We start from the raw sequence: 23,023 nt of genomic DNA on the forward strand, positions 1-23,023 counted from the left end.
CCAGCGAAGCCGCTACCCAGGATGAGAACGTGCGGTTCAGGCATGGCTGGACTCCTTAGTACTTTCAATGTGAATGCGGTCCTCTGTGGTGCCGGCGCCTCCGGCCAGGAGATGGAAGGCGCTGCGGACGAGCGCGAAGTGGCTGTACGCCTGCGGCATGTTGCCCAGCTGTCGGTGCTCGCGCGGATCCCACTCCTCGCTCAGGAGCCCGACGTCATTGCGAAGCTCCAGCAGCCGCTCGAAGAGGTTCTCGGCCTCCGCCGTTCGCCCCGCGCCGATCAGCGCATCGACCAGCCAGAAGGAGCAGGCGATGAACACGCCTTCCTTGCCGGGCAGGCCATCGTCGCTGAGTTCGGGTCGGTAGCGGAGCACGAGTCCGTCCTCGGTCAGGTGCTGCTGGATGGCGTTGATCGTGCCGACGACCCGGGGGTCGTTCCCGGGCAGGAAGCCGACCCGGGGGATGAGCAGCAGCGCCGCATCCAGCTCGTGGGATCCGTACGCCTGCACGAAGGTGTTGCGGGAGGCGTCATAGCCGTTCTCCAGGATGTCGCGCCGGATCGCTGCGCGTAGACGCTCCCAGCGTCGGACGGGCCCGGGCAAGTCGAAGCGACGCGCGCCCTGGACCATGCGGTCCGCCGCAACCCAGGCCATGAGTTTCGAGTGGGTGAAGTGTTGCTTGGGGCCGCGGATCTCCCAGAGCCCGTTGTCAGGCTCCTGCCATACCGTCTCCAGATGCTCGATCAGGGCGAGCTGTAGGTCCCACGCGTCCTCCTCGCCGGACCCGATGGTCGACCGGGTCAGGGCCAACCCGTCCAGCACCTCACCCCAGACATCCAGCTGCAGTTGGCCCGCAGCGGCGTTGCCTACGCGTACCGGCGACGAGCCGGCGTAGCCGTCGAGCCAGTCCAGCTGCTCCTCCGGCAGGCGGCGCCGCCCGTCGATGCCGTACATGATCCGCAGGTCTGCGGGGTCGCCCGCGACGGCGCGGAGCAGCCAGTCGCGCCAAGACCGGGCCTCGTCGGTATAGCCGGCGGTGAGGAGCGACTGAAGCGCCAGCGTGGCGTCACGCAGCCAGCAGTACCGGTAGTCCCAATTCCTCGGCCCGCCAAGCTGCTCGGGGAGAGATGTCGTGGGTGCCGCCACGATGCCTCCGGTCGGTTGGTAGGTGAGTGCCTTCAGTGTGATCAAGGACCGCTGGATGGCGTCCATATTGGGGCCGTACGCGGTGCTCCGGCTGCTCCACTCGGTCCAGAATTGCTCGGTCACCACCAGCGCGGTATCGGGGTCGGCCGGTGTCGGCTGAGGCTCATGGCTCGCGCACCATGTGAGCACGAACCGCACCCGGTCACCGGCCTCGACCGTGAACTGCGCCACCGTGCTCAGGTCACGACCACTCAGGGGCACGTCGGCCGTCACCTGCACGGCCTCGGGCCCAGCGACCGCCAGAATCCCTCGCTCCGTCCGGGTCACCCACGGGACGACGTGCCCATAGTCGAAGCGGAGGAGGAGATGGGTCACCATCTCCACCGACCCCTCCAGTCCTTCGACGACGCGCACGAGATCGGCCGCGTGATCCCGCACAGGCATGAAGTCCGTCACTCGGACATGCCCGGTACTCGTCTCCCACTCGGTCTCGAGGATCAGCGTGCCGTCGCGGTACCTGCGGCGGGTGCATCGACCTGCGCCGGCCGGAGCGAGGAGCCACCGACCGGCGGAATTCTCGTCCAGCATTGCGGCGAAGCAAGCCGGCGAGTCGAACCGTGGCAGGCACAGCCAGTCGATGGACCCGTTAGCGGAGACCATCGCCGCCGTGTGGAGGTCCCCAATCAGCGCGTACTCCTCGATGCGGGAGGCGCTCACAGCCCCGGGCCGCCCTGCATGATCCCGCCGTCGACGAAGACCGTCGTGGCCGTCATGTAGTCGGCGTCGCCGGAGGCCACGAACGCTACCACCCGTGCGATCTCGGCCGGGTCGGCCACCTTCCGGAGCGGGATGGAATCCTGAAGCTTCTCGCGGAGCGAGTCGTCCTGCATCGTCTTCGCGTTGATCGGGGTCGCCACGGCTCCTGGAGCGACGTTGACGACGCGCACCCCGTGCGGGCCGAGCTCTACGCCGGCGGTCCGCGTCAGCATGCGCATCCCACCCTTCGAGACGCAGTAGGCAAGGTTGCCGGGCATCGGCCAGTCCTCATGCACGGACGAGACGTTGATAACAACGCCACCCGACCCCTGGTCGATGAAGGTTTGGGCCGCACGCTGGGTACCGAAGACGGCGCTCTTCAGGTTCACGGAGATTACCTTGTCGAAACTGTCCTCGTCGAGGTCAAGCAGCCCTTGACGCGTCTCGATGCCAGCGTTGTTGACGAAGATGTCGAGCTGACCGAACTCCTTCTTAGCTGCGCTGATCAGCTTATCGATGCCCGCGATTGTGCTGACATCCGCTCCGGCGCCGAGGGCTTTGCCTCCTGCCGCGCTGATCTCCTTCACGAGGTCTGCGGTGTCCTCAGGCCGCGCCACATAGTCGATCACCACGGAAGCGCCCGCCGCAGCGAGCCCCTGGACGATCGCCTCACCGATCCCGCTGTTGCCGCCGGTCACCACCGCGACCTTGCCTGCCAAGTCCATGCGCACCGCCTTCTGTCAGAGTCGAGGCCCATTTAACCCTTTACTTGCGCGAACGCAACTGTTTCCGACAGCTAGAAACCGGTGCGCACATGCTTAGCCGCAACGGTTGCAATAGCGCAATGATGACTGTTAGGGTTCCGATTGGTTGGCGGTCCCGGGCCGCCGTCCCGCCATTGGACGATTCCTGCCCGCTAATTTGCCTCGCTGCTCCCCGGGCATCACGGAAAGCAGATTCTTCGTGCACCTCGCTGACTCAGGGTTCTCCGGCCCGTCCATCAACGACTTTTTCCCGCCGCCAATCCTGTTTGCGGGCACCCCGTTCGAGATCAACCGGGTCACTGTCATCCGGTTCATCGCTACGCTTGCAATCCTGCTGATTTTCGGCCTTGGCACCCGGCGTATGCGTGTCGTGCCGGGACGGTTTCAGAGCATCGTCGAGATGGGACTTGACTTCGTTCGCGTCAACATCGCGGAGGACCTGTTAGGGAAGAAGGCCGGCGCACGCTTCCTGCCTCTGATCACAACCATCTTTTTTATGGTGTTGTTCTTCAACCTCGCCAGCATCGTCCCTGGCTTGAACATGGCGGGTTCTGCGGTGATCGGGGTGCCGCTGGTGTTGGCGATGGTGGCGTACGGCGCCTTTATCTACGCAGGGGTGCGGCGCAGCCCGAGTGGGTTCTTCCGCGGTTCGCTGTTCCCGCCCGGCGTGCCGTGGCCGCTGTACATCATCGTGACCCCCATCGAACTGATCTCTACCTTCATCGTGCGCCCGGTGACCCTTGTGCTTCGGCTGATGATGAACATGGTGGTCGGGCACCTGCTGCTCGTGCTTTTCTTCTCGGGGACCGCCTGGTTTCTCTTCCAAGCGCCGGCCGCCTTCAAACTGCTGGGCCTGGGGACGATGGTCTTCGGCTTCGCATTCACTCTCATGGAGATCCTCGTCGGGGTGCTTCAGGCCTACATCTTCGCTTTGCTCACGGGGGTCTACATCCAGTTGGCGGTCGCCGACGAGCATTGACCCTCTCTATTCGGACCACGGGCACGAGCGAGACCATCCGCGCGTTGTGATTGCCAGGTCGCAATAGTTGTGGAGACGCACATGCCGGGGTTTGATGACGTCCATGGACTCTTTGCCGATCTGGCTGCTGGTGCTCATCTTCGTGGCAGGTGCGGCGGTCATCTGGTTCTCCGGTATTCAGCTGTCGAAAACGACTGACGTTCTGGACAGCCGGTTGCATCTCGGAAGCGCGCTCGGTGGCCTGATCGTACTCGCCGTGGCTACGAACCTGCCGGAGATCGCGATCACCGTCAGTGCCGCGGTTTCCGGTTCAATCGGCGTCGCCGTCGGAAACATCCTGGGTGGTATCGCTCTTCAGACCGTCGTCATCGCCGTACTGGACGCGTTCGGCAAGCGTGGCACAGGCGTGAAGCCCATCACTTACCGGGCGGCGTCCCTTGGTCTCGTCCTGGAAGCAGTGGTGGTGGTCGCCGTCCTCTCAGTGGTCATCGCTGGCAGCCAGCTCCCTTCAGGCCTGCTGTTCGCCCGCCTCACGCCGGACGTTGTCCTGATCGCGGCGATCTGGCTGGTTGGCCTCTTCTTAGTGCGACGTGCAGGCAAAGGTCTCCCCTGGCATGAGGACGGCGCAGCCCCGGACACGACGACGCCCCACCCCAGCGGGCACCGCACTCGGAAGCCCGCGAGTCCCGAGCAGATGAGCACCGCGAAGGCGGTGGTCGTCTTCACTGTGGCCGCGCTGCTCACCCTGGCGTCCGGCGTCGCTTTGGAGCTCGCCGGAGATGCGGCGGCCAAGCAGGTCGGGGTTTCCGGTGTGCTTTTCGGTGCGACGGTGCTGGCACTGGCCACCAGCCTCCCGGAAATCTCCACCGGCCTGCAGGCGGTGAAGCAAGGCGACGACAACTTGGCCATCAGCGACATTTTCGGCGGTAACGCATTCCTGCCGGTTCTGTTCCTCGTCGCCACACTGATCAGCGGCAAAGCCGTTCTCCCGCAGGCGAACGCAAGTGACATCTACCTGACAGCGCTCGCAGCTCTGCTGACCGTGGTGTACGCCGTCGGCCTCATATTCCGGCCACGGAGGCACGTCGCCGGCATGGGCCCGGACTCGCTTGCTGTGGTGGTGCTCTACCTGATCGGGGTCGGTGGACTTGTGGCGATCACCGTCAGCTGAGGGGAGCGGTGGCGGCTGGTCTGCGTGGGTCGGCGGTATCCAACTGGGCGACGCCGCAATGATGCCGAGCGTTTTTGTGTAGTTCGCCTACCTTTGTTGGCGCGCGCGTGATTTTGTGAGACGGAACAACGGTTTCCGAAGTCCTGAGATAGGTCTTTCACCGGTGTCCGGCGGCATGACAGCCCGCTCGTTCCGTGGAGGTGCATTTTGACTCCGTTCTGCCCCTTGCTCTCGTTCCTCGACAACCTCTCATCGTCGCGGACGTGGGCGCTCTGGGCTTCCCGAACATGCACGGTGACCGGCGGACGCGTGCCGATAACGGGGCGATGAGACTTCGCCGGTTCAGGATTCCGCTCGGGGCGCTCGTCGTGTTAGTGGCGGCCGGACTGGCGCTCAGCGGTTGCGTAGGAGCAGCGAGCGAGCCCTCAGGGGTGCCCCTGCCCAGCGCTCCACGAACAGGCAACAGACCGGGTCCGGCCACACCGACGCAGGCAACGCCGACCCACGAGAGCTTGCAGCACGTCGTCTTGATCTTGGAGGAGAACAAGCCCGCATCGCGGATCGTGGGGAACGCCGATGCACCGTATTTCAACCAGCTGCTGACCCGGTACGCGCACGCGACGCAGTACAGCGCGATCACACACCCGAGCCTGCCGAACTACCTGGCGCTCACGAGCGGCACGACGGGAGGCATCAGCTCCGACTGCAATCCGCCCGGCGGCTCCTGCCTGGTCACCTCGCCGAACCTCGCCGACTCCCTCCGCGCGGCGGGACGGACGTGGAAGATGTATGCGGAGGGGATGCCGTCACCGTGCTCGGCACCGAACGCCGGTCGGTATGCGGTGAAGCACAATCCCTTCCTCTACTACCCGAGCGTGACGGCCTCCGAGGCGTACTGCCGTCAGCATGATGTGCCCTTCAGCGGGTTCGCAGCGGACCTCGCCTCCACGTCGTCGCTTCCCGCGTTCTCGTTTGTGAGTCCGGACCTGTGCAACGACATGCACAGCTGTCCGATCTCAACCGGTGACGTCTGGCTCTCCCGGGTCGTCTCGCAGATCCTGGCGTCGCCGGCGTTCACATCCCAGCGGTCGCTGCTCGTCGTGACGTTCGACGAGGGCGACAGCGGGAACAACGTGGTCGCGTGCGTCTTCGCCGGGCCGGGCGCGCGGCGGGGGGCCGTCTCGAGCGTCGGCTATACGCACTACTCGCTGTTGCGGACGATCGAGGATGGGCTGGGCCTGCCGCCGCTGGGCGAGAGCGCAGCAGCGACGCCGATGAGCGATCTACTCGGCGATTGAGCACTCGCCGCCTGCTGTAGGTTAGGTGAGCCTAATCGCCGTCAGGAAGTGAGAGTGCGTGAACACGGGGACCGTCATCGTGATGGGAATCATCGCGGGAGGGACGATCTTCATCGGGCTTCCGGTCGGCCGTCTCGGGGCCCGGGCGAGCGGGATGCGCGCGATGCTGAACGCGATCACGATCGGCGTTCTGCTGTTTCTGCTGTGGGACGTGCTGGGGCATGCCGTCGAACCGGTGGAGGGCGCACTCACTGCCGCGTCGGTCGGTCACACTGCCTCCTGGTGGCCGTTCGTCGGCTTGGCTGCGCTGCTTTTCGTGGGTGTCTCGGTCGGTCTCTTGGGGTTGGTGGCGTACGACCGCTGGATCAGCCGGCACGGCCGGAGCTCCGCGGGCTCCGAGGCGACGGGAGGCGGAGTGCTGCGTCTGCACGAGCCCGCCAGCCGGTTGGCCTTCCTCATCGCCGTTGGCATCGGTCTGCACAATTTCGCGGAGGGGCTGGCGGTCGGGCAGTCGGCCGCGGGCGGTGAACTGCAGTTGGCTGTCGTGCTGGTCGTCGGGTTCGCGCTGCACAACGCGACCGAGGGCTTCGGGATCACCGCTCCGCTGGCCGGTTCGTCGCGTCCGGCGCCGTGGGCTCAGCTCGCGTTGCTGGGAGTGATCGGCGGCGGCCCGACCCTCGTGGGCACCCTGCTCGGGAGCGTGGTCGTCAACGATGCGCTCGCTCTGGTCTTCCTGGCGCTGGCGGCCGGCTCGATCATCTACGTGCTGGTGCAACTGATCGGAGTAGCCCTCAAGCTGGACCGGGGCCTCGCCCTGTACGTCGGAATCGTGATCGGGCTGTTCGCCGGGTTGGCGACCGACTTCGTGGTGACTGCCGCCGGCGTCTGACCCGCCCGCCTGCCTTCGCCTGAGCGCGACCGCAGAGATACCTCTTGCGGTGGATGTCGCCCGCGAGGCAAGAGGATCACCATGGCCGCATGTGGGTACATCGCGTGGTGTTCGCCGTCGTCGTCTACTGCCTCTTCGCGCTCGCGGTGGGATCGACCTACGTCATCGTGCAGCACGACGGCCGGAGCGCTGTCGAAGACGCACCGCGGGCGCTCCTCGCCGGTGGAGAACTCAGGCCAACCCGGCCGGGTTGACCTCGCTCGCTCTCCGGGCGTGTTCTGGGCACGCTACGACCGCGCCGACCGACCCATCGCGGGGAACGGCTATCTGGATGGGCAGCTGGCTGACCCGCCGTCGGGCGTGATCGACACCGCCCGCGAACGCGGCAGCGACACCGTCACCTGGCAGCCCTCGGGCGGGCTCCGGTTCGCGATCGTCGCGCAGAGGGAGCCCGACGGCCAGGTGCTGATGGCCGGGCAGTCGCTCACCCGGACGGAGGAGCGCGCAAGCCAGTCGTTGATTATCGCGCTGTCGGTACTCATCGCGGGCGCAGTCGTCACGGTGGCCGGGGTGCTGGTGAGTGCGGCTCTCGGCCGGAGCTCCGCCGACCGATAGCGCATTAGCCCCGCTTGACCGCGTAGCGGTGCTCCGGCCGGCCGGTAGTGCCGTAGCGGAGCTCGAGACGGAGCACGCCGCTTTGTTCCAGTTGCGTCAGCGCCCGCTGCGCCGTCGTCCGGCTGATGCCGACGGCGGCGGCGACATCGGTGGCGGAGAGGCTCGAGACGCTTCCCGAGACGGCGTCGAAAACGGCTTGCAGGGTCGGGGCGAGGCGGCGGATCGCTTCCGCCTGTGCGGGAGTAGCGGGACGCAGCAGATCGAAGATCCGGTCGATGTCCTGCTGGGTGGCGACCGCTGGAAACCGCGCCAGGTCATCCTGTGCCCGTCGGAACGCGGCAAGCCGCTCGGCCAGTTCCGCGAAGCCGAACGGTTTCACGAGGTAGTGGAGGGCGCCCAGCTGGACTGCGCGACGCACCGTGCCGAGGTCGTTGGCAGCCGAGATCACCAGCACGGCAGGGGGATCGGGGTCGGCCAGGAGCGTGCGCACGACCTCGAGCCCGTCCTCGTCCGGCAGATACACATCCATCAGCACCAACTCTGGGCGGAGGGATGCCGTCAAGGTTCGGGCATCCGCCCCCGTGTGCGCGGTGCCGACAACGCGGAAACCGGGCACGGCCTCGACGAAGCCGACATGCACCCCGGCGACCCGGAAGTCGTCGTCGACCACGAGGACGCTGATCTGATGGTCGCTCACCGCATCCCCTCGCCCGAATGCGTGCGAGTGCGGGGGAGGACCACGGTGAAGGCCGCGCCGGGGCCCTCCGACACCGTGACCGTTCCCCCGAGCTTCGACACCGTCGAGTGGACGAGCGACAGGCCGAGCCCGCTGTGGCGCACCGCGGAGCCCTGCTTGGTCGTGTAACCGCTGGTGAAGATCCGCGGGAGCTCGGTGCCCTGGACGCCCGGCCCGTTGTCGGAGACGCGCACGGTGATCGACTGGGGCGACTCGACGACGCTCACGACGGTCCGTCTGGGGGCCGGTGCGCCTGCCAAGGCGTCGAAGGCATTATCGATCAGGTTACCAAGGATGGTCGTGAGCGCCTGGACGCGGTCGGGCGCCTCGCCGAGGTCGGTGTCGGGAGCGATCACCAACTCGATGCCGCGCTCGTTGGCCTCGGCGGCCTTCCCGAGGAGGAGCCCGATGATCATCGGAGCGCCGATGTGGGTCCGCAGGGTGTTGTCCAGATCGGCCGTCGTGCCGCGGATCTCGTTCAGGTACTGCAGCGCCTCCTCGGGCCGCCCGAGTTCCAGCAGACCGGACAGAGCGTGCATCCGGTTGGAGAATTCGTGCTGCTGGGCCCGGATGGATTCGGCGAAGCTGCGTTCACCGTCCAGCTGATGCGTCAGCGCTCTCAGTTCGGTGCGGTCCTGCAGGGTGACGACCGCACCGTGCGCCCGCCCGCCGATGGTCACCGGCATGCGATTCACGACCAGGACGTAGTCGTCGGTGATAGCGATGGCGTCCGTGATCGCGGTCGTCCCTGTGAGGGTGTCCCGGATCGGGCTGGCCGCGAGGACCTCGTCGAGGTGGCGTCCGCCGGCGCCGTCCGGAAGGTGGAGCAGGCGACGGGCCTCGTCGTTGACAACGGTGATCCGGCCCGCGGGATCGATGCCGATGACACCCTCCCGGATCCCGTGCAGCGTCGCCTCACGCTCCTGGAGGAGACGGGCGATCTCGTCCAACTCGAGACCGAACGTGCGGCGCTTCAGGAGGCTCGCCAGAGCGAACGAGACGAGGGCGCCGAGCGCCAGCACGACCACGAACCAGGCCGCGTAGGTCGGAAGCTCTGCCAGCAGCTCGCTGCTGACGCTGCTCTCGCGGATGCCGACCGACACCTCGCCGACGACGCCGGCGTCGGCCCCCGTGCCGTTGCCGAACAGGGGTACGCGGGCATTCGCGTTCACACCGGTCGCGCCCGAGTCCACCCGGAGGTGCACCCGACCGTCGCGGGCGACGAGCGGCTCGGACACCTTCTGCCCGATCAGCGACGGATCCGGATGGGAGTGCCGCACCCGGTCGCGATCGATGACGACGACGTAGGCGGCGCCTGTGCGGTGCGCGGTCTGCGAAGCGAGGGTCTGCACGGTCGTCGCGCAGTCCGGTCCGCCTGAGGTCATGCAGGCACGGATCTCGGGGATGCCCGCGAAGGTCTGGGCGATCCCCGCCGCCCTCGCCTGGTAGTCGGCGTCCAGATTGCTGCGCGCGGTCTGCGCGAACAGGAGAAAGCCGATCAGCATCGAGGCGGTGAGGATCGCCACCTGAGCCAGCAGGATCTGGCTCGACAGTCGCCTGATCCGTCGTCGCATCCCCGAAAGTCTTTCATCCGAACCGTGCCATTGCACGCGCGCACAACGCGCAAAACCTTCCGCAACGCTCAGATCCCGGCGAATCAGGCACAAGCGCGACAGCGGATAGGGCGCTGGCGCAGCATCGTCCACACACACCGAAAGACAGAGAGGTCTTCGAGATGGTTGGACAACGACCCCGTGACAGCGTCACGGCACCACTGACCGACGAGTCGGCACGCATCGACATCGTCGGACTCACCAAACGGTTCCTCACACCGAAGGGCGAGACGTTCACGGCCATCCGGGACGTCACGTTCTCGGTCGAGCCGGGCAGCTTCTCCGCGATCGTCGGCCCGACCGGATGCGGCAAGTCGACGACACTCGCCCAGGTCTCCGGGCTGGAGCGACCGAGCGCCGGCTCCGTAAGCGTCGGCGGCACGATCGTCGACGGCATCACCTCCGGAGTCAGCTACATGTTCCAGGCCGATTCGCTCTTCCCCTGGAAGACAGTGCTCAACAACGTGATGATCGGCCCCATCCTGCTCGGCACTCCGAAGAAAGAGGCGACCGCGCTGGCCCTGGACTGGCTTCGACGCGTGGGACTGTCCGGCTTCGAGGATCGCTACCCCCACCAACTGTCGGGTGGCATGCGGAAGCGCGTGGCCATGGCTGCGGCCCTGATCAACAACCCGCGCATCCTGCTCATGGACGAGCCGTTTGGTGCGCTGGACGTGCAGACCAAGGCGATCATGCAGACCGAGCTGCTGCAGCTCTGGGAACAGCTGCGCCCCACCGTGCTCTTCATCACGCACGACCTCGACGAAGCAGTGGCGCTCGCCGACCAGGTCGTCATCATGACCAGCGGCCCGGGGACGGTCAAGGACGTCTTCCCGGTCGACCTCCCTCGCCCCCGCGGCGATGTGCAGGAGATCCGCCACGAGCAGCGTTTCCTCGATATCCAGGGCCGGATCTGGGAGTCGCTGCGTGACGAAGTCACCCGCGCCTACCAGCAGACATCAGGAGCGGCAGCGTGACCACCATGACGACCACCAGCACACCACACCCCTCCGTCCGTGAAACGCGGGAGACCGACCTGCAGCTCGCCGGCCGGCGCGCCCTCAAACGCCGCACCACAACCGTCTGGATCGGCCGCGTCGCGGTCGCCGTCTTCGTGATCGGTGGCTGGCAGTGGTTCACCTCAGCGGGCTGGGTGGACAAGTTCTTCTACGGCCAGCCCTCGGGCATCTGGGACAGCCTGGTGCGGCTGTTCACCCAGGGAACCGCGTTCGGCACCATCTGGGAGAACCTGTGGATCACGGTTCAGGAGGCGTTCCTCGGGTTCCTCCTCGGCACCGTCACCGGAGTGGTGTTCGGAATCCTGTTGGGCTCCAACCGCTACCTCGCGTCGGTCTTCGGGCCGTACATCAAGATCGTCAACTCGATCCCGCGCATCGTGCTCGGCTCCATCTTCATCGTCGCCTTCGGGCTGGGGGTGGTGCCGAAGGTGCTGCTGGCCGCCGTGCTGGTGTTCTTCGTCGTGTTCTTCAACGCCTTCCAGGGCGTCCGCGAAGTCGATCCCAACCTCGTCGCCAATGTGCGCGTCCTCGGTGCCTCTCCCGCCCAGGTGGCGCGGCATGTGACCATCCCGTCCGCCATGACCTGGATCATCGCCAGCCTGCACACCGCCTTCGGGTTCGCGATCATCGGCGCGCTGGTGGCCGAGGTGCTGGGAGCCCAGCACGGCATCGGACTGATCATCAGCCAATCCCAGGGCAACTTCGATCCGAACACGGTGTTCGCCTGCATGGTGATCGTCGCCGTCGTCACCCTAGTGGCGGAGTACCTCATCACCCTTCTCGAGAAGGCGCTGCTGAAGTGGCGGCCGCCGAGCCGCTCCGAAGCCCAAGCCATCTGAAGACCTGCAACGACGCAGAACGCCGGTACGCCGGCACCACGAAAGGAACCCCAATGAACAAGCGCACCATCGGTGTCATCGCAGCCGCCGGTATCGTCGCCCTCGGACTCGCCGCCTGCAGTTCCGGCGGTAGCGGATCGGGCGGCACCGGATCGGGCGGCGGTTCGTCCGCCGCGTCGATGCCGACCGTGAAGATGATGGTCGGAGGGATCGACAAGCAGATCTACCTCCCGTACCAGCTCGCTCAGAGTCTCGGCTACTACAAGAAGTACGGCGTCAACATGGAGCTCTCGACCGAGCAGAACGGCGGCGTCGGCGCAGAGGAGGCGATGGCCTCCGGCCAGGTGGACATGGCCGGAGCCTGGTACATCCACGCGGTGGACTTCCAGGCCAAGGGCAAGGATGTCATCAACCTCGTACAGCTTTCCGGTGCTCCTGGTGAGCGTGAGATGTGCAGTCCCAAGAGCGGGGTGAAGTCGGCCGCCGATTTCAAGGGCAAGAACATGGGCGTCACCGACCTCGGGTCCGGGACGGACGAGCTGACGCAGTTTCTCGCCGCCAAGAACGGAATCGACAAGAAGCAGTACAACACCATCGCCGTGCACGCCGGCTCGACCGCCATCGCCGCCATCCAGCGCAACAGCGCCGACTGTGTGATGACCACGCAGCCGACGGTCGGCGCCCTCACGTCACAGAAGCTCGCGACGACCGCCGTCGACTTGGCGACCACGTCCGGTGCCACCAAGGCCCTCGGTGGGGCGTGGCCCGCAGCCGGGCTGCTCGCCAACGCCAGCTGGGTGAAGTCGCACGAGGATGCCGCGCAGAAGACGGTGGACGCCCTCGTAGCGACCATGCACTGGATCGCCACCCACAGCGCGAAGGACATCGCTGACAAGCTGCCGCAGGACTTCGTGCAGAACAGCACGATCAGCAAGCAGCAGTACATCGACGGGCTCACCTCCGACAAAGGGCAGTTCCTGCCAGACGGGATCATGCCCGCCGGTGGTCCGAAGGTGATCTTCAACATGGAGAAGACGCTCGGCCTGGACACGTCCAAGGTGACGTACGCCAGCACGTTCACCAATAAGTACGCGGAGGCCGCCAACAAGCTCGAAGGGTTCACCCCCACGACCAAGCCAGCCGGCGCGAACGGCTGACCGCGAAGCGATAGGCGGCCGGTCCGCCACCGTCCGAACCGAAAGACCCGTCGGGTGCTACCCGGCGGGTCTTTCGACTTGGAGGTTTCTTAGGAGGGATCGGTTTGACTGGGCAGGCCACGAAAGGACACCATTGACCGCACATCTCGGATTGCTGGATCCCCAGGGGATCATCCAAGCGGCCGGCCCCTGGGCGCTTCTGGGTATATGCCTGATCGCCTTCGTCGAGACGGGGTTGCTGGTCGGATTCTTCCTTCCCGGGGACACCTTGCTGTTCTTCACCGGCGTGCTTGCGCTGACCGGTCAGTTCTCCGAGCCGTTGTGGGTGATCATCCTCGCGGTCATCGTCGCGGCGGCGCTCGGCGACCAGGTCGGCTATGCCATCGGCCGCCGCACGGGTCCGCGCGTGTTCGAGCGCAAGGAATCCGGATTCTTCGGCCGGGCGAGCGTGGATCGCACTCAGCACTTCTTCGACCGCTTCGGCGGCGCGGCCGTGATGGTGGCGCGTTTCGTCCCGGTGGTGCGGACCTTCGCCCCGGTGGCGGCGGGAGTCGGGAAGATGCGCTGGTCCTTGTTCACGGTCTTCAACGTGGTCGGCGCCGCCGCCTGGGCGACCGCAGTGATCATGATCGGTTACGGGCTGGGACATATCCCCGGAGTGGCCGACTTCGTCTCCTCGTATCTGGATCTGATCCTCATCGGCATCGTCGTGATCTCCGTCGTCCCTGTCCTGGTCCGAGTGCTTGCGCTGCGTCGCCGGGCCCGAACGGATTCTTAGCGGCGCCTGAGCGCGAGGACCCTAGCCTTCGATGCGTCCGACCCGATCGCACGAAGGAGAACTCATGACCGAGCCGAACCGTCTCACGCTCACAGAGAACAAGGTCCCGGAGCCCACCGCGACATTCTGGATCATCAAGGTCCTGGCCACCACCGTGGGCGAGACCGCCGCCGATCTGCTGGCGACCAACCTGCATCTCGGCACCCAGTTGACGTCGATCGTCATGGCGGTGCTCTTCCTCGTGGTGTTGGTGGCGCAGTTCCGTACCACTCGGTACGTCCCCGCGATCTACTGGCTGACCGTCGTCCTCATCAGCGTCGTCGGCACCTTAATCACCGACAACCTGACAGACGGGCTCGGCGTCCCCCTGGGTGTGTCGACCGCCGTCTTCGCCATCGCTCTGATCGCCACGTTCGCCATCTGGTACCGCGTCGAGCGGACGCTGTCGATCCACGAGATCGTCACCCGGCGGCGCGAGACTTTCTACTGGCTGGCGATCCTCTTCACGTTCGCGCTCGGAACCGCTGCCGGGGACTTCCTAGCCGAGCAGCTGAACCTGGGCTACCTGGCCTCTGTGGCGGTCTTCGCGGGTGCCATCGCGGTCGTTGCGGTCGCCCACTTCGTCTTCCGACTCGGAGCCATCGTCTCCTTCTGGATCGCGTACGTGCTCACCCGGCCGCTGGGGGCATCGCTCGGAGATTTCCTGGCCCAGCCCACGGGCGACGGGGGCCTGGGACTCGGGACCATCCTGACGAGCGTTCTGTTCCTCGTCGCGATCCTGGCGCTCGTCGTGTTCCTCACGGTGTCGCGACGAGACCGCACGGACGCTCGCGAGTCGTCGACCGCATCACGGGAGCCCAGCCTCGACCTCTGACCGACGGCAGGGCATGCGGGACGCGGGTCACGGTCGCCGGGCGGCGGACGGGACCCGCATCTCGATGCTCGTGCCGGCGGCGCCGGTTGACACGACAGCGACCGTGCCGCCGTACCGCACAGCGATCTCACGGACGAGCGCGAGGCCGATCCCGAAGCCCGCGCGGGTGCGACCGGTTGCCGTGGATTCGGTTCGCGCGAACCGGTCGAAGATCCGGGCCGGGTCGATTCCCGTGATTCCCGCACCCTGGTCGGTGACAGACAGCACAGCGTCTTGCCCGGCGAGCCGAATATCGACGGTGATGGTCGACCCCATCGGCGAGTGGGTGAGGGCGTTGTCGAGGAGTGCGATCGCGCACCGCTGAATGCTGGCCGGCGGGACGCTCGTCCAGACGTCCTCCTGTTTCTCGAAGTGCAACTCGACCGCATTCTCTCGGGCCAGAACCTGGAGCGATTCCACCGCTCTTTCGACCGGCTCGGAAAACGGGGATGGCCCGGCGCGGGTCTCGCGCTCCGGTCCGGCGGCGAGCAATAGGTCGTTAACGACGTCGATCAGCGTCCGAGTGTCGCTTCGGAGTTCTGCGATAGCCGGAGCGGAGGGATCATCCGGCGCGAGACTGCGCAGCAGGACCTGGAGTCGGGCGTCGAGCACAGCGAGCGGCGTGCGCAATTCGTGGCTCGCATCCGCGACGAAATTGCGTTGCACTTCCAGTGCTTCCCCGAGCGGACGGACGGCACGGCGCGTGACGATGATGCTCAGCACCCCGGCGATCACGATGGCCAGCACCCCGACGATCACGAATGCGGTCAGTGCGGCGGTCGTGTCGATGTAGATCTTGTGCTCGCCTGGCGCTGGGGGCTCCTTCAACTCGGCGGGACGCAACTGGTCGAGCACGAAGAAGAATGCGACACCGATTGCCGCGACGACGAGGGCTCCGGACGCGATTGTGATCTGCAGGGCCACCGTGCGGGAGGCGCGGCGCACCTCCAGGGAGTTCGTGGCATCGCTTCCGCGCTTCATGGCTGCCCCAATCGGTAGCCGGCGCCGCGCACGGTGGACACGATGTGTGGGTCGGTTTTTCGGCGCAGATAGTGCACGTAGGTGTCGACGGTTCCCGGCTGTTCGTCCGACTCGAACACCGCCTCCAGGATCTGGCGCCGCGAGAACGTGCGCAACGGGTTCTCGGCGAGCAACCGGAGCAGCGCGTTCTCGCGGTCCGTGAGGAGGATGCGTCCCTCGTAGGGCGAATACACGGCGCGGCTCTCGGGGTGGAACCGCCACTCGCCGATCGGCAGCTCTCTGCCCTCGCCGGTGAACGTGCGGGTCAGTGCGCGCAGCCGCGCCAGAAGCTCGTCGAACTCGAACGGCTTCACCAGATAGTCGTTCGCGCCCGCGTCCAGGCCCTCGACCTTGTCGCGCAGAGTGCCGAGGGCGGTCAGCATCAGGATCGGCGCGACGACCCCGCGCTCCCGCAACGTCTTCACGAGTTCGCCGCCGCTGATCCCGGGGAGGCGTCGGTCCACGACCATGGCGTCATAGTCCCTCGCGAGTCCCGCCGCGAGGCCGGCCTCACCATCCGCTACGCGCATTACGTCGTAGCGTTCGGAAAGTACGTTCTCGATGAGGGGACCGAGGCGGACGTCGTCCTCGACCAGGAGCACTCTGAGCCGTTGCGCAACCATGACCTCAAACTACCCGGCTGGTTTCGGAAGCTTCCAAGAGGCCCGAGCGGCAGATTCTTAGTGATTCATTGGGGCCTGCTTCGTAGTTTCGGAGGGTGAGTTCCACCACGCCCACCACTTTGTCCGTCGCAGTGCCGCTCGACCCGCGCGCGCGGATGGCGGTGCTCCCTCATCCCCGGCACTGGATCCTCTGGCCGGCTTTCGGGGCGGCGATCGTTGTGGCGTTCGGGCTGCTGATCCGTTTCGTCCCCGCGATTACTGCGGCTGAGGTTCAACTCGATGTTTGGCTGACCCGCCACCAGAACGGACTCTCCACCGCGATTGCGTTGACGATCGAGGCGCTCTTTTCTCCGGCCGGCAGTGTGGTGATCCTCGCGGTCTCGTTCCTCTTCCTGCTCCTGGTGCGCCGCTCGCCGGTCAACGCTGTCGCCTTCACCTGGGTCGCCGGGTTCGGTTATCTCGCGTGCGAAGTGTTCAAGACTGTCGTTTCGATGCCCCGCCCGGATGGTCACCTCATGTTGCATCCATTGTTAGCGGAAACCGGGCAGGACAGCTTCCCGAGCGGCCACACCACCTTTGCCGTGTCATACGCCGCCGCGGCTGTGCTGCTCGCCCACCGCACACGCTGGTCCACCCCAATCGCGCTGCTCGGCACGTTGCTCGTCGTAGTCGTCGCGGTGTCCCGGATGTACGTCGGCGCCCACTACCTCACCGACGTGATCGGATCGGTGCTCGTGGCCGCTGTAGCGATCTCGTTCGCGTGTGGACTGTGGTCGCGGTTCGGTCTGATCGCGCTTGACCGGTTGCCGTTCCTGCGGCGAATCGGGTCCGTGCCGCCGCCGACCGTAGCGCAACTGCCCCCCACCAGAAAGCGCGGGCACAATGCAAGGAATGGCTGGCTCCGCAATGACTCCCGATCCCGATGAACCGGCGTTCGCGGTGAAGTCGACGATGACCGATTCGTCGGTGACCGTGACCTCACTCACTGGTACACGCCACTCGGCCGGCAGCTGGCCCGGTTCGCGCACTGGATCGGAGCCCGGCTCGGGCCGAACGCCGCACTGATCGTCACGCTTGTGATCGGGATGGCGCTGGTCGTCATCCTCACCCTGCTCGCGGCGCAGGTGTACGACGCTGTGACCGATAAGGACGGCGTCGCGGGACTCGACCTGCCCATCCTGAACGCGGCGATGCACCTGCGCTCACCGGTATTGAACGCGTTCACCATCGGCTATACCGATATCGCAGGCGAGATCGGGATGCCCGTCATCGCTGTGACGGCCATCCTCATCCTTGCGCTCCGTCGCCGCTCGTGGACGCCGGTGCTCCTCATCGGCGCTGCCGGCATCGGCTCGCTGCTCATCACCATCGCCGGAAAGGATCTCGTCGGACGGCATCGGCCACCCCTGGCCGACGCTGTTCCTCCGTACGAGTATTCTCCCTCCTTCCCGAGCGGCCACACCCTGAATGCGGTCGTCGTGATCGGCATCATCGCTTACCTGCTCGTCCTGCGACGCCACACTGCCCATGCACGCGTGCTGCTCATCTGCGCGGCAGCCGTGTACGCCTTCACGGTGGGCCTAAGCCGGATATACCTGGGCCACCACTGGTTCACCGACGTGCTCGCGGCGTGGGCGCTGGGCGCCGCCTGGCTGGCGCTGATCATCACCGCCCACCGGCTCTACCTCACGGTGCGGCGCCGACGGGAGTCCGGAGCTCTGACGCAGGCGCAGAGCGCGTGAGCCTCCGCGCGCTCACGCCCCTACGGACCGGCTTCGTGTTTGTCGCTGAGGAGTCATCACAATAGTCGGCATCATCCTGGTGTCCTGAGCTGCACCCGGCTGCACCACGACGACGATGTCCGAGGGTCGGTCCAACCCAGCCCTCCGTTGACCTCGTTGAAGAGAACGCGACGCAGCGCGGAGTGATAAAGGCCTACTTCACCCATCTCGGCACCGAGGGAATTGACTGGCAGGGGCAGGTGCCACTGCGGATGGAATTATTCCTGAACCTGACGACGGCTCCGCAGCTCCGGCCATACGCCTCGAGGCAGCAGGCCGCGTCGCGGTGACTCCCTCTGTTCTTTGAATGGCGCGGTACACGGTGGGCGTGCGACACCGAACAGCTCGGCTATTTCGGCCGTGGTGTGCGCGCCTTGACGATGCAGGTTCACCAGGTGTCTTTTTTGCGCGGGGGAGAGTTTGGGCTTCTTCCCGCGAAGACGACCCTTCGCCTTCGCGACCGCCATCCGTCGGCCCGCGAAGGCGGCGACGACCGTGCGCTCGCACGTTTCGCCGAGGTAGACAGCGTTGTCCGCTAGTGTTGCGGCGTGAAGCTCGCAAAGCCAGCGGTCATCGGTCTCATCGCGCTGTCCCTCGCAGGCTGCACCGCGACGGCGGACGCGCCGTCCCGAACGGCGAATGCTCACAATTCGAGTGCTCCGGCTGCTTCGACGACTCCCGCCGTCGTGGACGGGCTGCCGTCCAGCTGCGACGCATTCTTCTCCTCCTTGAAGACGTTCGTCTCCCCGGACGGTTCCCTGGTCCTCAACCCGGCATGGAAGTCCGGAGCAGGTGTTGCCCGATCGGAAGCGAATGGATACGGCAGCTACGACCCGACGCTCGCTCCCATGCTGTCGCAGAATCCGGGTCTCATCTGTGACTGGGCGCCAGCGGCCGGGCCGAGCGACACGTTCCTCACCACGCAGTTCCGCCACGTCGACGACGCGACGGCGCAGACGGCGATCGCCCACCTGGAACAGCTCAACTGGGGATGCAGCCCGGTTTACGACGGCATGTGGTGCCTGACCAACGACTCCCACACCGGCCGGTCGATCGGCGAATCGCAGTACTTCGGCCACGGTGACTGGATCGCCTCCGACTGGAACAACGCCGGCCCGGAAACCTACACGCCAAGGCTGCTGGAGACGCTTTTCGGGTGAAGCATGGCACGCCCGGGGAGTGCAGTCAGCTCCGTCAGTATTGGAAGGCGAAGGCTGAGCGCGAGGAGCGGCGACAGGAATGACGGCACAGCGCAACACTCATCGTTCATTAGCCTGTCGTGTTTCGCCTTCGCGGTCGTGGTTGGGGTTCTCGCGGTGACCGTTCGCCTTCCGGCGCTCTGGATTACCGCCGTCATCATCGCCGTCGCCGGTGTTGGCGGCACCGTCGTTGCACCTCGCCGTGCAAGGCGGTCACGGCCACCCAGGACAGGCGGCGAGTAGAGTCCGACCCGTGACCGGTGCGCCGTCGAAGAAGCCGTGGTGGATACACCTCATCCCGCGCCGGCTCGTGGTGGATGGCGATTTTCTACACGGCCCTCGCCGGCATTGAACCGCTCCTTGCGTTGGGCCGCGGGGACTGGTGGTGGTTGCTAATCGGCGTGTTCTTTGTGATGACGGCAGGTTTTCTGGGTGTCGCTCGTGTGGGCGCTCCGGTACCGGGCCAATAGAGTGTCCGCACCGCCGCGGGCAGGTGACCGTGACGATGGCTGATCGGAAGCGGCCGTGGTGGCTGGCATGACTTACCCGCGCATCGCATGGATCAACACTGTTCTCCCGACAGCCTTGTGCATGTGCTTCATCGTGGTGTGGACTGCCGGGAAGCGACGGGGGCACTCTCGCGGAAAGCGCTGCTCCCGCCTCCCCCGCCGCTGCTCCCACGACTAGAAACGGGGCAACGCTTCTACTCGTTCGCCTCTGACGGGTTTGCCTCACCCTAATGACGCGGCCTTTTGACTACATTTTGACTACAACCGTATGAGTTCCAACGAGATCTCGTGAGATCACAACAGCTTCAGTTCGTTGACATTCCGCGGAAGTTGCCGCTGATACCAAGGGGCTTAAGGGGTCGAACTAGGGTTCAAATCCCACCGGCGAGAAGGCGCCTAGACGCTGATGTAGTTTGCGAGCGTGTCTGCTGCTTTGAGCACGTGAGCGGCGGTGTCCCGGATGAGTTCAATGTCTTGGTTGGACCATCCGGTGATGTAGCCGATGCTGTAGGCGCTAGTGTCGAATCCGACGAGGCCGGCAACGATGTAGGCGACGGATTCAGCTTCCACTTCCATCCTTCCTCGGTGGTGACGGTACTCGTCGAGGTCGTCGACGTGGCCGAGCTCGACGTGCGCTGTCTCGTGGATGAGAGTTTTCGCGGCCTGCTCGGGTGCGAGGCCAACGCGTAGGGCAACGCGTAAGGCAACGGTACGCTTTCCGGGGTCGGTGTAGCCGTTCGCATAGGTGAGCGTCTCGCGCGCTACCGCCCACCCGGTGCCCTCGAGCTGGGCGGTAAGCCTGCTGATGACGCCATGATCCTGGTTACCGGTGAGCTGTTGGATCGGGTCTTCTGGCACCGTCGCGCCATCGATCGGGTCGGTTTGGGAGATGTCGAACACGGACAGCATGGGGAAGTAGTGCACCGTGCGCTCCTCCGGATCGGCGTCGGTCTCGGCCTCCGTGCTGATGGGTTTCTTTGTGCTGTATCCGAAGATCTTGATCGAGTGCTCGCCTTTGCGTACCTGGCGCCCTTTGGCCTGCCATTGCCGGAATCCGGCGACGATCGTGGCGTCCGGGTTTTGAGCGAGGATGAGCAGGAGGTTGTTCAGGCTATACGTGTGAAAGGAACGGGCGAAGTCAAGGAACCGACGCCACCGTCCGGTGTCCGCAAGCTGCTGAACCTGTTCAACGATCGAAGCGTGTAACGCCTCGGCTTGCGCTTTCCGCTGTTCGGCAGTCCGCCGGCTTGTCGTTTGCTTCATGGTCTGTGCTCCCTCGTGGTCACCCTCAGTGGTGTGGGCTGTTCGATAGAGGGAGTCGGTGGGAGCGGGAGCACCGAAAGTGCCAACCGCGCCCTGGCGAAATAAGCCCGGAGGGCGCGTCGGAGCGCGGTTGGAACGGCAAGGTGCGTCAGCGACCTACGATGAACGGTCGGACAGCCCGCACCTCAGTGAGAAAGCACTGCCCCGCGCAGCAGGACCATCCGTCGCAGACAGGTTTAGCCCCCGTGCTCCGATGGCGCCGTGGGATGGGATCGTCGCAGCCCGTTCGGTGGAGCCGCCTGCGGCGGCGCGCTCCTTGCCGTTTTGTTTGCCTTCCTGCCGGCCGATCGTAGCTCGTTCCCGGGTCGTCCGTTCCAGGCTTTCGCGGCATATCCTCACTCGCTGCGCTCGCTCCGGTATTCCACGGTCCCGGCACTCCCGCCCCTCCCACTCGCAATCGATCTCTCCGCCGGAAGGCAAACAAAAACGATCGACAGGGGAGTGAATGATCATGCGGGTATTCATCATCGACACCAGAAACATGGCCCCGGAACTGCAGGGCGGACTGATCGGCGTGGTCGGGTCGGCGTTCCCGACCGCGGAGGAGAAGAAGGAGTGCGTGGAAACGGTCGCCCGGTACGCGGGAGATGGGTGGGCGATCGCAGCTGACCCGCGCACCCTGATCGGCCGGCTCGCCGCGGTGACCGCGGAAACAGCGTGCGTGCCATTCGTGGACCTTCGCAAGCTGCGCGACGGACGGGCCTCTCTCGTCAGTGGTCTGGCGGACAATCCACTCATCGACTCAGGGGGTGTCGGACATGGGATCGATTGAGTCCTACGAGACGGCGGCGGGCAAGCGATATCGAGTTCAGTATCGGACGCCTGACCATCGCAACACGATGAAGCGCGGCTTCACTACGAAGCGCGCAGCGGAGCTCTTCCTGTCATCGGTCAACGTCTCGCAAGCCAAGGGGGAGTGGGTCGACCCGACGAAGGCGAGAACGCCGGTCTCACACGTCGCCGAGGAGTGGTTTCGTGCCCAGGTCCAGGTGAAGCCGACGACTCGCTCGGGCTACCGATTCCATCTCGATAAGTACGTGCTTCCTCGCTGGGGCGACATCCGACTAGTGGAGGTTCGGCATAGCGACGTCCAGGCGTGGATCGGTGAGCTCTCGAACACCCTCGGACCCTCGATGGTGCGGCAGGTACATCTGGTCCTGGCGGGCGTGCTGAAGTATGCGATCCGTGATGGGCGCATCACACTGAACCCGTCCGACGGAATTCAACTGCCGAGGCTGTCATCGCGCGAGCATGGGTACCTGACGCATGCGCAAGTGCGGGCGCTAGCAGCCGAGTGCGGTGATCAGGGTGATGTCGTTCTCTTTCTCGCGTATACGGGTCTCCGCTGGGGTGAGATGGCCGGCCTTCAAATACATCGGGTCGACTTCATTCGCCGACGGCTCGACATAGCCCGGGCGGTTTCGGAACCGCGCGGAGTGATCGTGTGGGGAACGCCGAAGAATCATGAGCGGCGCTCTGTCCCCTTCCCCGGTCTTTTGATCGCCCTATTGGAGGCCCGGTGTTCCGGTCGCGACCCCGATGAGCCTGTGTTCGTCGGCGCCGACGGTGGTGTGCTTCGGGCCGGCAACTTCCGCAACCGTGTCTTCAACGCGGCGGTCACTCGGTGCATGGAGAAGGACGACACCTTCCCGCGTCTGACTCCCCACGACCTCAGGCACACGGCAGCATCGCTTGCCGTCTCGGCTGGCGCCAACGTCAAAGCCGTGCAGCGGATGCTCGGACATGCGTCGGCTGCGATGACACTGGACGTCTACGCCGACCTCTTCGACGACGACCTTGACGAGGTCGCGAACGCGCTTGATGCCCAGGCCGCGAAATCAGTTGTAGTCAAAATGTAGTCAAACGGCGATGTGACCGCCTCGACCAGCAAACGAAAA

At 65.6% G+C, this 23,023-nt stretch carries 23 protein-coding genes; 16 read left to right on the forward strand and 7 right to left on the reverse strand.

Translation table 11 applies throughout. From position 1 onward, the window contains the following. Positions 1-36 precede the first annotated feature (36 nt). Both ACTJI1_RS01200 and ACTJI1_RS01205 read right to left on the reverse strand, forming a co-directional pair. Positions 37-1,860: a glycoside hydrolase family 15 protein gene (locus ACTJI1_RS01200; RefSeq protein ID WP_440741236.1), complete on the reverse strand. Its 1,824-nt coding sequence runs from the start codon at positions 1,858-1,860 to the stop codon at positions 37-39. Then, entirely contained in the window at positions 1,857-2,624 is a 768-nt protein-coding gene (locus ACTJI1_RS01205; RefSeq protein WP_440741237.1) for an SDR family NAD(P)-dependent oxidoreductase, read from the reverse strand. Before ACTJI1_RS01205 ends, ACTJI1_RS01200 begins: the two co-directional genes overlap by 4 nt. 238 nt (positions 2,625-2,862) lie before the next feature. Between ACTJI1_RS01205 and atpB the strand changes: the two genes are divergently transcribed. From atpB to ACTJI1_RS01235, 6 genes are all read left to right on the forward strand, one after another. After that, complete coding sequence (atpB, locus tag ACTJI1_RS01210) at positions 2,863-3,642, forward strand: F0F1 ATP synthase subunit A (RefSeq protein WP_440741238.1); 780 nt, start codon at positions 2,863-2,865, stop codon at positions 3,640-3,642. Positions 3,643-3,745: 103 nt separating this feature from the next. Then, complete coding sequence (locus ACTJI1_RS01215; protein WP_440741239.1) at positions 3,746-4,813, forward strand: sodium:calcium antiporter; 1,068 nt, start codon at positions 3,746-3,748, stop codon at positions 4,811-4,813. A gap of 527 nt (positions 4,814-5,340) precedes the next feature. Next, entirely contained in the window at positions 5,341-6,111 is a 771-nt protein-coding gene (locus ACTJI1_RS01220) for an alkaline phosphatase family protein (protein WP_440741240.1), read from the forward strand. A gap of 58 nt (positions 6,112-6,169) precedes the next feature. Beyond that, positions 6,170-7,000 carry a ZIP family metal transporter gene (locus ACTJI1_RS01225; protein WP_440741241.1) on the forward strand — a complete coding sequence of 277 codons (831 nt, stop codon included), beginning with the start codon at positions 6,170-6,172 and terminating at the stop codon, positions 6,998-7,000. Between the two features lie 89 nt (positions 7,001-7,089). Then, positions 7,090-7,254, forward strand: coding sequence for a hypothetical protein (locus tag ACTJI1_RS01230; protein WP_440741242.1), 165 nt, complete (start codon positions 7,090-7,092; stop codon positions 7,252-7,254). Positions 7,255-7,273: 19 nt separating this feature from the next. After that, a complete protein-coding gene (locus tag ACTJI1_RS01235; RefSeq protein WP_440741243.1) occupies positions 7,274-7,615 on the forward strand; it encodes a hypothetical protein in 342 nt (113 codons plus the stop codon). A 4-nt stretch (positions 7,616-7,619) separates the two neighbouring features. On the opposite strand, the gene ACTJI1_RS01240 is transcribed toward ACTJI1_RS01235, so the two are convergent. Beyond that, positions 7,620-8,285 carry a response regulator gene (locus tag ACTJI1_RS01240; RefSeq protein WP_440741244.1) on the reverse strand — a complete coding sequence of 222 codons (666 nt, stop codon included), beginning with the start codon at positions 8,283-8,285 and terminating at the stop codon, positions 7,620-7,622. 23 nt (positions 8,286-8,308) lie between these two features. After that, a complete protein-coding gene (locus tag ACTJI1_RS01245) occupies positions 8,309-9,925 on the reverse strand; it encodes an ATP-binding protein (RefSeq protein WP_440741245.1) in 1,617 nt (538 codons plus the stop codon). A 161-nt stretch (positions 9,926-10,086) separates the two neighbouring features. On the opposite strand from ACTJI1_RS01245, the gene ACTJI1_RS01250 reads away from it, so the two are divergent. The 5 genes from ACTJI1_RS01250 (at position 10,087) to ACTJI1_RS01270 (ending at position 14,631) form a co-directional block, all read left to right on the forward strand. Beyond that, positions 10,087-10,941, forward strand: coding sequence for an ABC transporter ATP-binding protein (locus tag ACTJI1_RS01250; RefSeq protein WP_440741246.1), 855 nt, complete (start codon positions 10,087-10,089; stop codon positions 10,939-10,941). A 5-nt stretch (positions 10,942-10,946) separates the two neighbouring features. Then, positions 10,947-11,822, forward strand: coding sequence for an ABC transporter permease (locus tag ACTJI1_RS01255; protein WP_440742160.1), 876 nt, complete (start codon positions 10,947-10,949; stop codon positions 11,820-11,822). Positions 11,823-11,875: 53 nt separating this feature from the next. Beyond that, complete coding sequence (locus tag ACTJI1_RS01260; RefSeq protein ID WP_440741247.1) at positions 11,876-12,979, forward strand: ABC transporter substrate-binding protein; 1,104 nt, start codon at positions 11,876-11,878, stop codon at positions 12,977-12,979. Positions 12,980-13,112: 133 nt separating this feature from the next. Further along, entirely contained in the window at positions 13,113-13,757 is a 645-nt protein-coding gene (locus tag ACTJI1_RS01265; protein WP_440741248.1) for a DedA family protein, read from the forward strand. 64 nt (positions 13,758-13,821) lie between these two features. Continuing rightward, the gene (locus ACTJI1_RS01270; protein WP_440741249.1) at positions 13,822-14,631 is read left to right on the forward strand and encodes a COG4705 family protein; all 810 of its coding nucleotides are present in this window, start codon (positions 13,822-13,824) and stop codon (positions 14,629-14,631) included. A 27-nt stretch (positions 14,632-14,658) separates the two neighbouring features. Here ACTJI1_RS01270 and ACTJI1_RS01275 read toward each other — a convergent pair whose 3' ends face one another. Together ACTJI1_RS01275 and ACTJI1_RS01280 are read right to left on the reverse strand one after the other, a co-directional pair. Beyond that, on the reverse strand, positions 14,659-15,651 hold the full coding sequence (locus ACTJI1_RS01275; protein ID WP_440741250.1) for a sensor histidine kinase: 993 nt from the start codon (positions 15,649-15,651) through the stop codon (positions 14,659-14,661). Next, a complete protein-coding gene (locus tag ACTJI1_RS01280; RefSeq protein WP_440741251.1) occupies positions 15,648-16,313 on the reverse strand; it encodes a response regulator transcription factor in 666 nt (221 codons plus the stop codon). Before ACTJI1_RS01280 ends, ACTJI1_RS01275 begins: the two co-directional genes overlap by 4 nt. 95 nt (positions 16,314-16,408) lie before the next feature. On the opposite strand from ACTJI1_RS01280, the gene ACTJI1_RS01285 reads away from it, so the two are divergent. From ACTJI1_RS01285 to ACTJI1_RS01295, 3 genes are all read left to right on the forward strand, one after another. Further along, a complete protein-coding gene (locus tag ACTJI1_RS01285) occupies positions 16,409-17,239 on the forward strand; it encodes a phosphatase PAP2 family protein (protein WP_440741252.1) in 831 nt (276 codons plus the stop codon). Between the two features lie 159 nt (positions 17,240-17,398). Next, positions 17,399-18,055: a phosphatase PAP2 family protein gene (locus ACTJI1_RS01290; RefSeq protein WP_440741253.1), complete on the forward strand. Its 657-nt coding sequence runs from the start codon at positions 17,399-17,401 to the stop codon at positions 18,053-18,055. Between the two features lie 587 nt (positions 18,056-18,642). Continuing rightward, entirely contained in the window at positions 18,643-19,254 is a 612-nt protein-coding gene (locus tag ACTJI1_RS01295; RefSeq protein ID WP_440741254.1) for a hypothetical protein, read from the forward strand. 944 nt (positions 19,255-20,198) lie between these two features. Here ACTJI1_RS01295 and ACTJI1_RS01300 read toward each other — a convergent pair. Beyond that, entirely contained in the window at positions 20,199-21,065 is an 867-nt protein-coding gene (locus tag ACTJI1_RS01300; RefSeq protein WP_440741255.1) for an ArdC family protein, read from the reverse strand. Between the two features lie 511 nt (positions 21,066-21,576). Here ACTJI1_RS01300 and ACTJI1_RS01305 point away from each other — a divergent pair. Together ACTJI1_RS01305 and ACTJI1_RS01310 are read left to right on the forward strand one after the other, a co-directional pair. Further along, on the forward strand, positions 21,577-21,897 hold the full coding sequence (locus tag ACTJI1_RS01305; protein WP_440741256.1) for a hypothetical protein: 321 nt from the start codon (positions 21,577-21,579) through the stop codon (positions 21,895-21,897). Next, a complete protein-coding gene (locus tag ACTJI1_RS01310; RefSeq protein WP_440742161.1) occupies positions 21,884-22,984 on the forward strand; it encodes a tyrosine-type recombinase/integrase in 1,101 nt (366 codons plus the stop codon). Before ACTJI1_RS01305 ends, ACTJI1_RS01310 begins: the two co-directional genes overlap by 14 nt. Positions 22,985-23,023: the final 39 nt, after the last annotated feature.

The sequence above is a fragment of the Leifsonia sp. 22587 genome, from assembly GCF_052044215.1.
In the GTDB taxonomy this organism is placed as follows: domain Bacteria; phylum Actinomycetota; class Actinomycetes; order Actinomycetales; family Microbacteriaceae; genus Leifsonia; species Leifsonia shinshuensis_C.